Genomic DNA, 14,471 nt, shown 5'->3' with positions numbered 1-14,471 from the left:
GCTCAGTCGTCGTCGCCGAGCACCGGCTCCGGGAGCGTGCCCGCGTTGTGCTCGAGCAGCCGCCAGCCGCGTGCGCCCCGGCCGAGGACGGACCAGCAGCAGTTGGAGAGGCCGCCGAGGCCTTCCCAGTGGTGGGACTCGAGACCGAGGAGGCGCCCGATGGTGGTGCGGATCGTGCCGCCGTGGCTGACCACGACGAGTGTGCCGTCCTGCGGCAGCTTCTCCGCGTGACCGAGCACGACGGGAGCGGCCCGGTCGGCGACCTCCGTCTCGAGCTCGCCGCCGCCGCGGCGCACCGGCTCGCCGCGCTTCCACGCGGCGTACTGGTCGCCGTAACGGGCGATGATCTCGTCGTGCGTGAGGCCCTGCCACTCACCGGCGTAGGTCTCGCGCAGGCCCTCGTCGTGCGTGACGTCGAGGCCCGTGAGCGCGGCCAGCTCGGCGGCCGTGGCGGAGGCCCTGCTGAGGTCGGACGCGACGATGGCGTCCGGCTTCAGCGAGGCGAGCAGCCGGGCGGCCCGGCGGGCCTGGGCGACGCCGGTCTCGGTCAGGCCGATGTCCGTGGAGCCCTGGAAGCGGCGCTCCAGGTTCCAGGCGGTCTGGCCGTGGCGCCACAGAATGACGCGCCGTCCGCGGGCCGGTCCCCCGGCCGGTCCGGTGCCGGCCCCCGCGGCGGTCAACGCAGCTCTCCGCCCAGCTCGCGAAGCTCCTCGGCCTCCTCCGCGGCCTGCGTCGCCTGGGCGTGCTCCGCCGCCTTGCCGCGGGTGGCCTTGGCGTCCGCGGGAAGCTCCAGCTCGGGGCAGTCCTTCCACAGGCGCTCGAGGGCGTAGAAGACGCGCTCCTCGCTGTGCTGGACGTGGACGACGATGTCGACGTAGTCGAGGAGGATCCAGCGGGCGTCGCGGTCGCCCTCGCGGCGGACCGGCTTGGCGCCGAGCTCCTTGTTCAGGCGCTCCTCGATCTCGTCGACGATCGACTTGACCTGGCGGTCGTTGGGCGCGGAGGCCAGCAGGAAGGCGTCGGTGATCGACAGCACATCGCTGACGTCGTACGCGATGATGTCGTGCGCGAGCTTGTCGGCAGCCGCCTGTGCGGCGGCGGTGATGAGCTCGATGGAGCGGTCAGTGGCGGTCACTACAAGGCTTTCCGTCGGCGGGCAGTATTCCCTTGAAGGGATACCCCAAGGGTCTCACGGACCGCCGACGGCCCTTACTGGATTGCCCGGCCGGGGAGACGCGCCCCCCGCGGCCGGGCGCGCGCCTACTGTCCGCCCGTGTAGTTCTGCCCGAGGACCACGGACACGTCCGCGTTCGCCACGGTCTTCCCCTTGCGCACCGCGCTCGTCGGCAGTCCCAGGGTCTTGGCTACCTCGACGGCGTCCTGCTTGCGGTCGTCGTCCTGATACGTGACCTGCGACGCGGCCTGGGCGGGGGTGCCCGTCCCGGCGTCGACGAAGGTGTAGCCGCCGTTGACCAGCGTGACCCTGGCCTTCTCCGTGCGGGTCTTCACGCCCGTGGCGTTCTTGATGCCGACGCGTACGGAGGCGTCCTTGCCGGGGTTCTTCACCGTGCCGCCGAGGACGTCCTTGACGACGCTGCCGGTGGCCTGCTCGGAGAGGGTGCCGTCCTGCTGCACGGGCAGGAGCGCGGTCTTGTAGTCGCCGCCCTTGGCCCGGTCGGCGAGCTTGGCGAGGAACGCGCCGAGGTCCTTCTCGCCCAGCGAGGGGTCGAGGATCTGGGCGAGGGACTGGACGGTGACGGTGGCGGCGTGCGGGTCGGACGACAGCTTGCGCAGCACGCCCTGCATGACCTGGCCGAACCGCATGAGCTGCGCGGTGTCGGACTCGCCGGGCGCGCGGTAGGTGGCGTACGCGACGGCCATGGGGCCGCTCAGCGTCTGCTGCTTCCCCTTCTTGACCAGCGGGGACGTCGCCTTCTTCCCGCCCTTCCCGGACTTGGCGGCCGGGTCGGGGACGTCGGCGTTGGTGTCGATATCGATGTTGCCGACGAGTTCGACGAGGTTGTTGAGGTACGGGGTGTCGAGCCGCCACGTGCCCTCGACGTCCGTGCCGAGGACCGTGTCGATGGCGTCGCGCGTGCCGGAGGACCCGTCGCCGTCGACGGACTTGCCGAGCGTCGTCGCGCTGCCCTCGTCGTCCGTCAGGGCAAGGGAGTTGGGGAGCAGGACGGTGGTGCCCTGCTTGGTGGTGGTGTTGTTGACGAGCAGCGCGGTGGAGGTGCCGCCGCCCTTGGTGTTGTGCATGTGGACGACGATCACGTCGCGGTTCTGCGGGCCCGCGGTGTCGGCGGCGCCCTTGCCGGAGTCCTTGGAGCCGAGGCCGGGCAGCTTGCCCGCGTACCAGAGGTAGCCGACGCCGCCGGTCACACAGAGCACGAGGACGACGACGAGGGCGACGATCCGGCTGCGGCCGCGGCGGCGGGCCTCCTCGCGGCGCTCGGTGCGCGACTCGGTGAACTTCAGCCAGTCGATGACGTCTTCGGAGTTCTCGTCCGGCTCCTCGACGAAGGAGAACTGCTCGGTCCGGTACTCGGGCGCCCCGTCACGTCGATCGCGCGCGGCGGGCTCGGTCCGGGGAGCGGCCTGCACCGGGATGTGGGCGGTCGCGGTCTGCTCCTCGACCCGCTGCTGCTGCCCCGTTCCCGCGGCACTCCCGTAGGGGTCGTAGGAAGGGGGCGGTCCCTGCTGCGCGGGCGTGCCCGCCCCGTAGGGGTCGTACGTGTCGTACGAGGGCACCGGCGGCTGCTGGCCGGTGGCGTACGGGTCGTAGCCGTAGCCCTGGTCCTGGGACTGCTGCGGATACTCGTACTGCGCAGGCTGCTGGGGCACCTGCCGGTACACGGGCTGCCCGTACTCGTCGTAGCCGACGAGCTCGTACTGGTCGGACGTGTTGGACGCGTCCCCCGAGTAACTGCCCGAGTAACCGTCGTATCGGTCGTTCACCGGTGCCCCTCTCGGCTCACTCGCCGCGGTACAGCTCGCGCTTGTCGATGTAGCGCACCACACCGTCCGGGACCATGTACCAGACGGGGGCACCCTTGGCGACCCTCGCACGGCAGTCCGTGGACGAGATGGCGAGGGCCGGCACCTCGACGAGCGAGACACCGCCTTCCGGCAGACCGGGGTCGGTCAGCGGGTGGCCCGGCCGGGTGACCCCGATGAAGTGCGCCAGGGAGAACAGTTCTTCCGTGTACCGCCAGGTGAGGATCTGGCCCAGGGCGTCGGCGCCGGTGATGAAGAAGAGGTCCGAGTCCGGATTGAGCGCGCGCAGATCGCGCAGTGTGTCCGTGGTGTACGTCGGCCCGCCGCGGTCGATGTCGATACGGCTCACCGAGAACTGCGGGTTCTCGGCGGTCGCGATGACCGTCATCAGATAGCGGTCCTCGGCCGGAGTGACAGTGCGGTCCGCCTTCTGCCACGGCTGCCCGGTGGGTACGAACACGACCTCGTCGAGGTGGAACTGCGCGGCGACCTCGCTGGCCGCCACCAGGTGTCCGTGGTGGATCGGGTCAAACGTTCCGCCCATGACGCCGAGACGCCGCTTGGCGGTGCTGATCCGGGCCCGGTCCGGGCCGCCGGCCGGGCCGTTCACCGGGCCGGTAGGCATGTCCTGCTCTCCCATGCGTGCAGAGCCTACTGGCCCGGTCGGAGTGCCTTCGCCGTCAGGGCCTAGCGGTCCCGGTTGAAGCGGGTGACGATCCACAGCATCAGCAGCAGCAGGAACAGGGCGCCGCCGCCGGTGAGGTAGGGGCTGAGGCTCGGGTGGTTGCCGCCGTGCTCGCCGCCCTCGGCGGCGAGGGTGGCCAGCTGGGCAGCGGTGCTGTGGAGGCTCATCGTCAGCAGGACCTATCCGGGTGAGACGGGATGGGGACTCAGGATCTGGGTGGTGACATGAAGTCTGGATAAAGACTTCCCGCTCATCGTATGCGGGGGTGTCCTCGGCGATCACGCCGACTCTGCCGTATGCGCGTCCGTCCCGCAGCCGTGTCAGTCGTCGCGCTTGTAGCCGCGCAGCAGGAACCAGCCCAGGAACACGCTGCCGAGGAAGCCCACGACGATGACGATGCGCAGCAGATTGCCCGCGCCCTGCTGGTCGGAGGCTGCGGCGCTGACCGCCTGGGTGAGCCAGGCTGCGTCGGGTGTGTGCTCCATGGCGTTTCGCTCCTTCAGTGTGCTGCCCCGCCACGGTATCTCCGCCTACTGTGGAGACCTCCTCGGGGGCACAACCGAACACGACGGCACACGAACATGGGGGACGCATGCCCGACGTCAACGACGGCAACGACGGCCAGCGCGAGCACGTACCGAGCAGGCAGCGGCGGCGCTTCGAGGGGATCTCCTCGCGGGCGTACGAGCACCCGGCGGACCGTTCGGCCCTGGTGGCGCTGCGCAAGCTCACCGGTTTCGACACGGTGTTCAAGGCGCTCAGCGGGCTGCTGCCCGAGCGCAGTCTGCGCCTGCTGTTCCTGTCGGACTCGGTCCGGGTCTCCGACGACCAGTTCGCGCACCTCAACGACATGCTGCGGGACGCCTGTTACATCCTGGACCTGGAGAAGGTCCCGCCGATGTACGTCAACCAGGACCCCCAGCCGAACGCGATGTGCATCGGCCTGGACGAGCCGATCATCGTCGTCACGACCGGCCTGGTGGAGTTGCTCGACGAGGAGGAGATGCGGGCGGTCGTCGGCCACGAGGTGGGCCACGCGCTGTCCGGCCACTCGGTCTACCGGACGATACTGCTGTTCCTGACCAGCCTGGCGCTCCGCGTCGCGTGGATCCCGCTCGGCAACCTCGCGATCATGACGATCGTCACCGCGCTGCGCGAGTGGTTCCGCAAGTCGGAGCTGTCGGCGGACCGCGCCGGCCTGCTGGTCGGCCAGGACCTCAATGCGTCGATGCGCGGCCTGATGAAGATCGCGGGCGGCAACCATCTGCACGAGATGAACGTGGACGCGTTCCTCAAGCAGGCCGAGGAGTATGAGGCCGGGGGCGACCTGCGCGACTCCGTGCTGAAGATCCTCAATGTGCTGCCGCGTACGCACCCCTTCACCACGGTCCGCGCGGCCGAGCTGAAGAAGTGGGCCGCGACCCGCGACTACCAGCGGATCATGGACGGCCACTACCCGCGCCGCACCGAGGACAAGGACACCTCGGTCACCGACTCGTTCCGCCAGTCGGCCTCGCACTACGCGGACAACATGCGCAACTCCAAGGACCCGCTGATGAAGCTGGTCTCGGACATCGCGGGCGGCGCGGGCGACCTGGGCGGCAAGCTGCGCGGGAAGTTCGGCGGCGGCGGAAACGGCGGCGCGCACACGGGCAACCACGGGACGCCGGAGGACGGCGAGTAGGTCCCGCGGGGCTCAGAGCGAAGGCTGGGCGCCCGGCGCGAGAGCACCGCACAGCGAGGCGGTGCCGCCCGTGGCGTACGGGTCGGTGCCGGCCGGGCCGCCCTCCTTCGGTGCCTGCCCCGCGAGCAGCGGGTGCAGATGGGCGGCCGAGTCGACGGAGCAGGACAGCGGCCCGGCCTGCGTATAGCTGACGAGCACCTCGGCCTGGTGCATGCGCAGGTCGTCACGGTCGAAGCGGAAGTGCAGCTCGCGGCGGACGGTGAACAGGGACGCCTTCGCGTCGGAACCGGCGCCGGCCGGGCGCAGCGCATAGACGAAGGTGTGGTCGGAGACGACCTCGAGGGTGTTCGCGTCGGACTCCGTGGCGCGCAGGGTGCCCTGGACGCGGATCCCGGTGTCGGCGAGCTCGGCCTGCTTCGGGTCGAAGCGGACGAGCCAGCCGGTGGCCTCGTGCCGTCCGTCGGCGGCGGGCCGGTCGAAGCTCCGGTCGAACTGGTCGAGCTGCTGCGGGTCGAGCAGGATCCGCACGGGCCGCACGGCCTTCCCGGTGAGCACGTCGGGGTCGAGCGAGGACTCGACGAGATAGTCCTTGACGGTGGTCAGGGCGGCGTAGACCTGACTCTCGGAGAAGTGCGAAGTGCGCTGCTCCGGGGGCAGGTTGATGCCTTCGGCGGCCGTCCTGAACTCGGCGGCGGGGCTGTGCTTGTAGAGCTGGGACACCGAGGCGGCGCCGGGCACCTTGCCCTGCGGCGAGAGCGGGATGACGGTCATGCGCAGCGGTTCGGGCCGGCGGGCGGTGGCGGGGCTCTGGTACGGGTTGCGCACGCCCATGTAGATCGCGGTGCCGAACGCGACAACGATCAGGATGACGAGGATGACGGCCTGCCGGGTGAAGCCGCGGCGCAGTCCGGGGCGCCGGCGTACGGCGGGCGCGTGGTCGGTGATGCGCTCCTGCGCGGAGAACTCCTGGAGCCGGGCAGCACGGATGAACGACTCGTCGAAGACGACGGATCGGTACTCGTCCTCGCCACCACCGCCGGGAGCGCTCTCGGGGGTCCCCTCCGGTGGGTCTCCTGGCTCGCCCATACCTTCAGGGTAGGTCTGTCGGGGGTCCGGTAAACGCCCTGGTACACGACAACTTCCGACAGGTTCTCAACCCTGTGCTCACGGGGTGTACCCGTCCGTGGTCAGGGGGTCCGCGGGGTCGCGGGGACCGGTGGCTGGAAGTATTCGGCCGAGGCGCTGGGGGCGGTCGGGAAGCCCTTCTCCAGCTCGGTCGTCGCGGGCGGCGGGACCCGGTCCTGGCGGCCGCCCGACGAGGCGCCGCGGTAGACGGCGGTGAAGGCGAGCGCGACCATGCCGATGCCCATGACGAGGGCGAGCAGCCAGGCGACGGGGCGGCGCCAGCGCACCTTCGCGGCGCCGGGGCGCGGGTAGCCGTCCTCGTCGACATCGGGGTCGTAGAGGTCGTCCACCTCCGGGCCGTGGGCGTAGCCGCCTCGCGGGTCGGGGCCGTACCCGTCGTCGTAGAGGTCGTCGTCGACCGCGGAGCCACGCGTGCGGGCCCTTCGTGCCTCGGCTTCCTGGGCCTCGGCGCGCGCCTGCGCCGCGGCGAGCAGCCGCTCGACCGCGGTGGGTTCATGGACCTCGGCGGCTTTCACGAAGGCCTCGTCGAAGACCACGGAGGCGAACTCTTCGTCCGCACCCCCGCGGTCGCGGTCGTCGTCGGGCTCCCAGCCGTCAGGGAACGGCGTGCCCCCCACGTCCTCCGGCACGCGTCCAGAGTAGACCTGGGGGGTCGTTTTGGGCAGTCGGTGCGGGAATTCCCTTTGTTCCCGTCCGCATGCCCGCGACTACCGGGTGTGGCCGTCGCCGGTGACGATGTACTTGGTGCTCGTGAGCTCCGGAAGGCCCATGGGGCCCCGGGCGTGGAGCTTCTGGGTGGAGATGCCGATCTCGGCGCCGAAGCCGAACTGGCCGCCGTCGGTGAAGCGCGTCGAGGCGTTCACGGCGACCGTGGTGGAGTCGACCAGTTGGGTGAAGCGGCGGGCCGCCTGCTGCGAGGTGGTGACGATGGCCTCGGTGTGGCCGGAGGACCAGAGGCGGATGTGCTCCACGGCAGCGTCCAGGGAGTGCACGACGGCGGCCGCGATGTCGTACGAGAGGTATTCGGTCTCCCAGTCCTCGGGGGTCGCCTCGACGACGGTGGCCTTGGAGCCCTCGGCGTACGCGAGAACGCGCTCGTCGGCGTGCACGGTGACGCCGGCCTCGGCGAGGGCCGCAAGGGCGCGGGGCACGAAGGCGTCGGCGATGTCCTGGTGGACGAGGAGGGTCTCGGCGGCGTTGCAGACGCTGGGGCGCTGCGCCTTGGAGTTGATCAGGATGTCGACGGCCATGTCGAGGTCCGCGTGGGCGTCGACGTAGACGTGGCAGTTGCCGGTGCCGGTCTCGATGACGGGGACGATCGAGTTCTCGACGACGTTCTTGATGAGGGAGGCGCCGCCGCGCGGGATGAGGACGTCGACCAGGCCGCGCGCCCGCATCAGCTCGTTGACGGAGTCGCGGCTCTCCCCGGGCACGAGCTGGATGGCGTCGGCGGGCAGCCCGGAGCCGCCGACCGCGTCGCGCAGCACCCGCACGAGGGCGGTGTTGGACTCGTACGCGGACGAACTTCCGCGCAGGAGAACGGCGTTGCCCGACTTGAGGCAGAGGGCGGCGGCGTCCACGGTCACGTTCGGGCGGGCCTCGTAGATGATGCCGACGACGCCGAGCGGGACGCGGACCTGGCGCAGGTCGATGCCGTTCGGGAGGGTGTTGCCGCGGACGACCGTGCCGACCGGGTCGGGCAGGGCGACGACGTCGCGCACGTCGGCGGCGATGGCGCGGACCCGCTCGGGCGTGAGCGTGAGGCGGTCGATGACCGACTCGCTGGTGCCGGCCTCGCGGGCGCGGGCGATGTCCTTGGCGTTCGCCTCGACGATCTCGGCCGTGCGCACTTCGAGGGCGTCGGCGATCGCGGCGAGAGCGTCGTCCTTCGCGGCCCGCGGCAGCGGGGCGATCACGCCGGCCGCGGACCGGGCGCGGTAGGCGGCCTGGGTGACGGGGGTCATCGAGTCGTACGGCGAGAGCGAGGTCATATCGGCAGGGTAATGCGCGCGCGAGGGCTGTCCGGCGGCTGTTCCGAACCCTGAGATGTGACCTAAAACGGGTGTACGCCGACCGGGGTGGCCGGCAGAGGCCCGTAGCCCTCGGCTATGCGCTGGTGGTACGTGTCGCGGTCGATGACCTCGAGGCCGACGATCTCCCACGGCGGGAGCTGGGAACTCTGGCGGTGCTCGCCCCACAGGCGCAGCGCCACGGCGGCCGCGTCGTGCAGGTCGCGGGCCTCTTCCCAGTAGCGGATCTCGGCGTGGTCGACGGCGTACCGGCTCGTCAGCAGAAAGGGATGGTCGTGCGCCAGCTGTTCGAGTCCCCGCCGAACCTCGGCGAGGGGCGCGTCGGCGCCGGAGACGCTGAGAGTGACATGCCAGAGGCGGGGGCCTTCCTCCGTCACGGCGCTCTCCTCCTGCCCGCTGCCCTGGTACGACTCGCCGGCCGCGACGCTGGTCAGTGCCCGCTCCGCCGACCCTCGGGACGTCGCCCCCGGGCGCGCTCGTCTCACGACGGCCTCCTTTGCGCAATGGTCGTGCGGAACTTCCTGCACCAAAGTTGAGCAGGCCAAGCGCCCTCGTGGGGCCGTTTTGGGGAAGGTCCCCCGCGGGAGGCCCGGCTTTCGGCCGTCTACACGGTTTACGCCCGGCGCGGACGCCGGATCTTCACGAGTACGCCGGGGCGGTCAGGGGTGCAGCAGCACCAGATCGTCCCGGTGGACGACCTCACGCTCGTACGCGGGCCCGAGCTCACGGGCCAGCTCGCGGGTGGAGCGACCGATGAGCTGCGGGATCTCCTTGGCGTCGAAGTTCACCAGGCCGCGTGCGATCGCCCGCCCCGTGGCGTCGCGCAGCTCGACGGGGTCGCCCGCGCCGAACTCGCCCTCGACGGCCGCGATGCCTGCGGGAAGGAGCGACTTGCGACCCTCGACGACGGCCTTCACCGCCCCGTCGTCGAGCGTGAGCGCGCCCTGCGGGGTGGAGGCGTGCTGGAGCCACAGGAGGCGGTCGGCGCTGCGCCGGCCCGTGCGGTGGAAGTACGTGCCCGTGTCGCGGGCGGCGAGCGCGTCGGCGGCGTGCACCGCGCTGGTGAGGACGACGGGGATACCCGCGGCGGCGGCGATCCCGGCCGCCTCGACCTTGGTGACCATGCCGCCGGTGCCGACGCCCGCCTTGCCCGCGCTGCCGATCTTGACGTGCGCGATGTCGGCGGGGCCGCGGACCTCGGAGATCCGCGAGCTGCCGGGCTTGGCGGGGTCGCCGTCGTAGAGGCCGTCGACGTCCGAGAGGAGGACGAGGAGGTCGGCGTGGACGAGGTGGGCGACGAGAGCGGCGAGCCGGTCGTTGTCGCCGAAGCGGATCTCGTCCGTCGCCACGGTGTCGTTCTCGTTCACGACGGGCAGAGCGCCCATCGCGAGGAGCTGGTCGAGGGTGCGCGACGCGTTGCGGTGGTGGGCGCGGCGGGCCATGTCGTCGCTGGTGAGCAGGACCTGGCCGACGCGGACGCCGTAGCGCGCGAAGGAGGCGGTGTAGCGGGCCACCAGGAGGCCCTGGCCGACGCTGGCGGCCGCCTGCTGGCGGGCGAGGTCCTTGGGGCGGCGGCGCAGGCCGAGCGGGGCGAGCCCGGCGGCGATGGCGCCGGACGAGACGAGCACGATCTCCCTCTCGCCGCCGCTGCGGGACTTGGCGAGCACGTCGACGAGGGCGTCGACCCGGTCGGCGTCGAGGCCGCCCTCGGCGGTGGTGAGCGAGGAGGATCCGACCTTGACCACGATCCTGCGGGCTTCCGCCACGCCCTGCCTCATGTCCTGCCCTGCCGCTGACACGTGCGTTCCCCATCAGTGCTGACCGGCCGTGGGCCTCGTCCCGGCCACGGCCCTGGTCCTGCAATCTACGTGAGCGGTACGGCGCGGCGCCTCCGGGTTCCGAGGGGCGGACGGCAGGCTCACCCCAGAGGAATTCCGCCGGAGGCCGCGGAAGGAATCGTTACCCAGAGCCCTTGGGGCCTTTGCCCCTTTATCCGGTGATTGCTGTCACGAAGGATTGCTAGCGAGGGCGCGAAAGTCATACGGTCAGTGGTCGGCCTTCGTCGAAGAATGCCGCGCACCCCCCGCAAATCTTTCCCCCCGCCATCCGATCCCCCCTGCCAGGAGCCCCGCCCAGTGCCCTCCGCCGGCCTTGCCTCCCGCCGCGTCGTGCAGCTCTCAGCGCTCTTCGCGATGTTCGCGCTCTACACGGCCCAGCTCGTCAGCGCGCTGATCCCGTACGTCCCGGTGTTCGTCGCCGCGAGCGCCGCGGGTCTCGCGCTCGACACGTATCTCCAGTACAAGCAGCCCGGCCTGCTCTCCCTCCTCGGCAAGATCCGCTTCGATGTCACCGTCCGGCAGCTGCTGCGCGACATGCTGATCCTGGTCGGTCTCCTGCGCATCGACGGCATCGAGCCGCTGGCCGAGCAGTCGCCCCTCACCATCGCGCTGCTCGCCTTCTACGCCCTGCACTTCGTGTGCCAGGCCGTGGCCGTCCTGGTGCGCCGCACGCGCGCGCTGCCCATCGTGACGCGGAACATCGACGCGTCGGAGCTGCGGCTGTCCGCGGCCCCGCCGCGCATCCTGGCCCGCCGCCAGGGTCACCGCCTGCTCGGCTTCGCCGCCCCCGGCACCATCGGCCTGCTGATCACGGCGGCCACCACCGACGCGCTCTGGGGCGTCATCGGCCTCGGTGTCTCGATCGTGCTGCTCGGCGGCGGCACGGTCTATCTCGCGACCTGGCTGCTCCCGAAGAAGCGCGCCTTGAGCGAGCAGAAGGTCATGGCCTGGCTCGACCGCTGGCTGGCCGACTACAAGCCGACCGTCGCGATGTACTTCTCGGGCGGCACGTCGTCCGCGTACCAGGCGAACATGTGGCTCTCCACGCTCTCCGAGGTCGACGGCAAGCCGCTGATCGTGCTGCGCGAGCGGTTCATGGTCCAGAAGATCGACGCGACCGACGTGCCGATCATCTGCTTCCCGAAGGTCGCCACGATGTTCTCCCTGGAGAACTCGACGCTGAAGATGGTGCTGCACCCGGCGAACGCCGCGAAGACCTCCCAGGTCCTGCGCATCCCGACGATCAAGCACGCGTTCATCAACCACGGCGAGAGCGACAAGCTGTCCTCCTGCAACCCGTACGCGAAGGCGTACGACGAGGTGTGGGTGGCCGGGCCCGCGGCCCGCGAGCGCTACCAGCTCGCCGACATCGGCGTCGAGGACAAGGACGTCGTGGAGGTGGGCCGCCCGCAGCTGTCGCCCATCAAGCGCTCCACCGGCGCGCCGCAGGGCCCCCGTGGCGGAGCCACAGATGAACGCTTCACGACGGTCCTCTACGCCCCCACGTGGGAGGGCTGGGACGGCAACCCGGGCAACACGTCGGTGGTTCTCGCCGGCGAGAACATCGTCAAGCACCTGCTCGCCGATGACTCCGTGCGCCTCCTCTACAAGCCGCACCCGATGACCGGCTCGGTCGACCCGCGCGCGGGCGCCGCGAACGAGCGCATCAAGGCGATGGTCCGCGAGGCGGCCGCGAAGCGCTCCGGCGCGCGGCCGGGCCCCGAGGCCGCCGCCGAGCTGGTGCGCCGCGCGGCGGAGCTGGACAAGCTGACGTCGACCGCGTTCCGCTCCAGCGCGGACGAGATGGAGCGCATGCTGCTCCAGGGCACGCCCGACGGGGGCCGGCAGGCCGCCGTCGCCGAGGCGACCGCCGCGTGGGAGGCCGCGTACTGGGCGTCCTTCCCGGAGTGGGAGCACCTGGTCATCACGGACGCCCGCCCGGCGATCTTCACCTGCTTCAACCAGGCCGACGTCCTCATCAGCGACGTCTCCTCGGTCGTCTCGGACTGGCTGACGAGCGAGAAGCCGTACGCCGTCGCGAACACCTCCGGCATGACCGAGGGCGATTTCCGCGCCGGATTCCCGACGGTCAGCGCGGCGACGATCCTGACGCCCGCGGCAACGGAGGTACCCGCCCTTCTCGCGGCCGTACGCGCCCCGGAGACGGATTCCCACGCGGAGGCCCGCGCGGAGCTCAAGGAGCACCTCTTGGGCCCCTCTGACCCGCCGTCCCTGGACCGCTTCAACGACGCGGTGCGCGCGCTGTGCGCCCGGGCCGACGAGCGACGCGTGCGCATGGAGTCCCGCCTCGCGGCGGAGATCCCCGGCCAGCGCGACACGGACACGGCCGACGAGATCGCCGAGGCCCTGGAATCGGATCCGGAGTCGGGCGACACGGTCACTGCGTAGCGCTCCGCGCGCAGGCTGAGCATGGGGAAGGCCCCCGGGAGATTCTCCCGGGGGCCTTCCCCATGCTCAGCTGTTCCATACGGTGGGCTGAAGCTCCCCACGGCAGCCCTCACACCGCCCGGCCGCAAGCGGCCGCCCAGGCTTCGGGGCAGCCGCGCCGGACTCCGTCCGTCGGCCCGAGCACCACCCGACGGCCTAGAACGGCTTGAACTCGTCGTACTCCTGCTCCGCGTCGTCCCGCTCCGCCTGCTTGTCGCGGCGACGCTGGGCAGCGGGGCGGGGCTCCTCCATGCGGTGGTCCTCGCCTCGGCGGCCGAGCATCTCGGCGCCTGCCATGACCGTGGGCTCCCAGTCGAAGACGACCGCGTTGTCCTCGGGGCCGATGGCCACGCCGTCGCCCGCGACCGCGCCGGCCTTCATCAGGGAATCCTCGACGCCGAGGCGGTTGAGGCGGTCGGCGAGGTAGCCGACGGCCTCGTCGTTGTTGAAGTCGGTCTGGCGCACCCAGCGCTCCGGCTTCTCGCCGCGCACACGGAAGAGGCCGTCCTCCTCCTGCGCGACCGTGAAGCCCGAGTCGTCGACCGCCTTCGGACGGATGACAATGCGGGTCGCCTCCTCCTTGGGCTTGGCGGCACGCGCCGAGGCGACCATCTCGGCGAGGGCGAAGGACAGCTCCTTGAGGCCCTTGTGGGCCACGGCCGACACCTCGTAGACCCGGTAGCCGCGGGCCTCCAGGTCGGGGCGGACCAGGTCCGCGAGGTCCTGGCCGTCCGGCACGTCGACCTTGTTGAGGACGACGAGGCGCGGACGGTTGTCGAGGCCGCCGTACTGCTTGAGCTCCGCCTCGATGATGTCGAGGTCGGAGACCGGGTCACGGTCCGACTCGAGGGTGGCCGTGTCGAGTACGTGGACCAGGACCGAGCAGCGCTCGACATGGCGCAGGAACTCCAGGCCGAGGCCCTTGCCCTGGCTGGCGCCCGGGATGAGGCCCGGCACGTCGGCGATGGTGTAGACGGTCGAGCCGGCCGTCACCACACCGAGGTTCGGGACGAGCGTCGTGAACGGGTAGTCGGCGATCTTCGGCTTCGCGGCCGACAGGACCGAGATGAGGGACGACTTTCCGGCACTCGGGTAGCCGACGAGCGCGATGTCCGCGACCGTCTTGAGCTCGAGGACGATGTCCTGGAGGTCGCCGGCCACACCGAGGAGCGCGAAGCCGGGCGCCTTGCGGCGGGCCGAGGCCAGCGCCGCGTTGCCGAGGCCGCCGCGGCCACCCTGGGCGGCGACGTACGTCGTGCCCTGGCCGACGAGGTCGGCCAGCACGTTGCCCGCCTTGTCGAGGATGACGGTGCCGTCCGGCACGGGCAGGACGAGGTCCTGGCCGTCCTTGCCGGAGCGGTTGCCGCCCTCGCCGGGCTTGCCGTTCGTGGCCTTGCGGTGGGGGGAGTGGTGGTAGTCGAGGAGCGTCGTCACCGACTGGTCGACGACCAGGATGACGTCACCGCCACGGCCGCCGTTGCCGCCGTCCGGGCCGCCGAGCGGCTTGAACTTCTCACGGTGAACGGAGGCACAGCCGTGGCCTCCGCTACCCGCGGCGACATGCAGTTCGACGCGGTCCACGAAGGTGGTCATGGTTCAGTGCCTCCTGGGGGTTCCCCCGGCGAAAGGCCGGAGGAGTG

14 protein-coding genes are annotated in these 14,471 nt (G+C 71.2%); 2 read left to right on the top strand and 12 right to left on the bottom strand.

Going from position 1 to position 14,471, the window contains the following annotated elements; all coding sequences use genetic code 11:
• Nucleotides 1–2: 2 nt before the first annotated feature.
• The 6 genes from OG574_RS30260 to OG574_RS30235 form a co-directional block, all read right to left on the bottom strand.
• Nucleotides 3–680, bottom strand: coding sequence for a histidine phosphatase family protein (locus OG574_RS30260; protein ID WP_326775786.1), 678 nt, complete (start codon nt 678–680; stop codon nt 3–5).
• Nucleotides 677–1,135 (bottom strand): ribosome silencing factor, encoded by a 459-nt coding sequence (gene rsfS, locus OG574_RS30255; protein ID WP_100594234.1) that lies wholly within the window; start codon nt 1,133–1,135, stop codon nt 677–679. The genes OG574_RS30260 and rsfS overlap by 4 nt, the downstream gene beginning before the upstream one ends.
• A 125-nt stretch (nt 1,136–1,260) precedes the next feature.
• A complete protein-coding gene (locus OG574_RS30250; RefSeq protein ID WP_326775785.1) occupies nt 1,261–2,961 on the bottom strand; it encodes a LytR C-terminal domain-containing protein in 1,701 nt (566 codons plus the stop codon).
• Nucleotides 2,962–2,977: 16 nt separating this feature from the next.
• Nucleotides 2,978–3,640 carry a nicotinate-nucleotide adenylyltransferase gene (nadD, locus tag OG574_RS30245; protein ID WP_100594232.1) on the bottom strand — a complete coding sequence of 221 codons (663 nt, stop codon included), beginning with the start codon at nt 3,638–3,640 and terminating at the stop codon, nt 2,978–2,980.
• A 47-nt stretch (nt 3,641–3,687) separates the two neighbouring features.
• On the bottom strand, nt 3,688–3,852 hold the full coding sequence (locus OG574_RS30240) for a hypothetical protein (protein WP_199841792.1): 165 nt from the start codon (nt 3,850–3,852) through the stop codon (nt 3,688–3,690).
• 153 nt (nt 3,853–4,005) lie between these two features.
• On the bottom strand, nt 4,006–4,170 hold the full coding sequence (locus tag OG574_RS30235; protein ID WP_199841791.1) for a hypothetical protein: 165 nt from the start codon (nt 4,168–4,170) through the stop codon (nt 4,006–4,008).
• A gap of 107 nt (nt 4,171–4,277) precedes the next feature.
• On the opposite strand from OG574_RS30235, the gene OG574_RS30230 reads away from it, so the two are divergent.
• Entirely contained in the window at nt 4,278–5,369 is a 1,092-nt protein-coding gene (locus OG574_RS30230) for a M48 family metallopeptidase (RefSeq protein ID WP_326775784.1), read from the top strand.
• A gap of 12 nt (nt 5,370–5,381) precedes the next feature.
• On the opposite strand, the gene OG574_RS30225 is transcribed toward OG574_RS30230, so the two are convergent.
• From OG574_RS30225 to proB, 5 genes are all read right to left on the bottom strand, one after another.
• Nucleotides 5,382–6,455 carry an SCO2583 family membrane protein gene (locus OG574_RS30225; RefSeq protein WP_326775783.1) on the bottom strand — a complete coding sequence of 358 codons (1,074 nt, stop codon included), beginning with the start codon at nt 6,453–6,455 and terminating at the stop codon, nt 5,382–5,384.
• Nucleotides 6,456–6,556: 101 nt separating this feature from the next.
• Nucleotides 6,557–7,144 (bottom strand): SCO2584 family spore wall biosynthesis protein, encoded by a 588-nt coding sequence (locus tag OG574_RS30220; RefSeq protein ID WP_326775782.1) that lies wholly within the window; start codon nt 7,142–7,144, stop codon nt 6,557–6,559.
• A 78-nt stretch (nt 7,145–7,222) separates the two neighbouring features.
• Nucleotides 7,223–8,506, bottom strand: coding sequence for a glutamate-5-semialdehyde dehydrogenase (locus OG574_RS30215; protein WP_100594228.1), 1,284 nt, complete (start codon nt 8,504–8,506; stop codon nt 7,223–7,225).
• Between the two features lie 62 nt (nt 8,507–8,568).
• The gene (locus OG574_RS30210; RefSeq protein WP_100594227.1) at nt 8,569–9,030 is read right to left on the bottom strand and encodes a hypothetical protein; all 462 of its coding nucleotides are present in this window, start codon (nt 9,028–9,030) and stop codon (nt 8,569–8,571) included.
• 174 nt (nt 9,031–9,204) lie between these two features.
• Nucleotides 9,205–10,323 (bottom strand): glutamate 5-kinase, encoded by a 1,119-nt coding sequence (gene proB / locus OG574_RS30205; protein WP_326775781.1) that lies wholly within the window; start codon nt 10,321–10,323, stop codon nt 9,205–9,207.
• 357 nt (nt 10,324–10,680) lie between these two features.
• On the opposite strand from proB, the gene OG574_RS30200 reads away from it, so the two are divergent.
• Nucleotides 10,681–12,792, top strand: a complete 2,112-nt coding sequence (locus OG574_RS30200) for a hypothetical protein (protein ID WP_326775780.1) — start codon at nt 10,681–10,683, stop codon at nt 12,790–12,792.
• Nucleotides 12,793–12,987: 195 nt separating this feature from the next.
• Here OG574_RS30200 and obgE read toward each other — a convergent pair whose 3' ends face one another.
• Complete coding sequence (gene obgE, locus OG574_RS30195) at nt 12,988–14,424, bottom strand: GTPase ObgE (RefSeq protein WP_326775779.1); 1,437 nt, start codon at nt 14,422–14,424, stop codon at nt 12,988–12,990.
• Between the last annotated feature and the right edge of the window lie 47 nt (nt 14,425–14,471).

It is taken from the genome of Streptomyces sp. NBC_01445, assembly GCF_035918235.1.
Classification (GTDB): domain Bacteria; phylum Actinomycetota; class Actinomycetes; order Streptomycetales; family Streptomycetaceae; genus Streptomyces.
The sequence above is the reverse complement of the archived record's forward strand: the minus strand, read 5'-3'. Positions and strand labels throughout refer to the sequence as shown.

Bases quoted from the DNA above. Each gene is read 5' to 3' on its own strand.
- OG574_RS30235 (WP_199841791.1), bottom strand. From the start codon at position 4,170: ATGGAGCACACACCCGACGCAGCCTGGCTCACCCAGGCGGTCAGCGCC.
- obgE (WP_326775779.1), bottom strand. From the start codon at position 14,424: ATGACCACCTTCGTGGACCGCGTCGAACTGCATGTCGCCGCGGGTAGC.
- nadD (WP_100594232.1), bottom strand. From the start codon at position 3,640: ATGGGAGAGCAGGACATGCCTACCGGCCCGGTGAACGGCCCGGCCGGC.
- OG574_RS30240 (WP_199841792.1), bottom strand. From the start codon at position 3,852: ATGAGCCTCCACAGCACCGCTGCCCAGCTGGCCACCCTCGCCGCCGAG.
- OG574_RS30215 (WP_100594228.1), bottom strand. From the start codon at position 8,506: ATGACCTCGCTCTCGCCGTACGACTCGATGACCCCCGTCACCCAGGCC.
- OG574_RS30230 (WP_326775784.1), top strand. From the start codon at position 4,278: ATGCCCGACGTCAACGACGGCAACGACGGCCAGCGCGAGCACGTACCG.
- OG574_RS30225 (WP_326775783.1), bottom strand. From the start codon at position 6,455: ATGGGCGAGCCAGGAGACCCACCGGAGGGGACCCCCGAGAGCGCTCCC.
- proB (WP_326775781.1), bottom strand. From the start codon at position 10,323: ATGAGGCAGGGCGTGGCGGAAGCCCGCAGGATCGTGGTCAAGGTCGGA.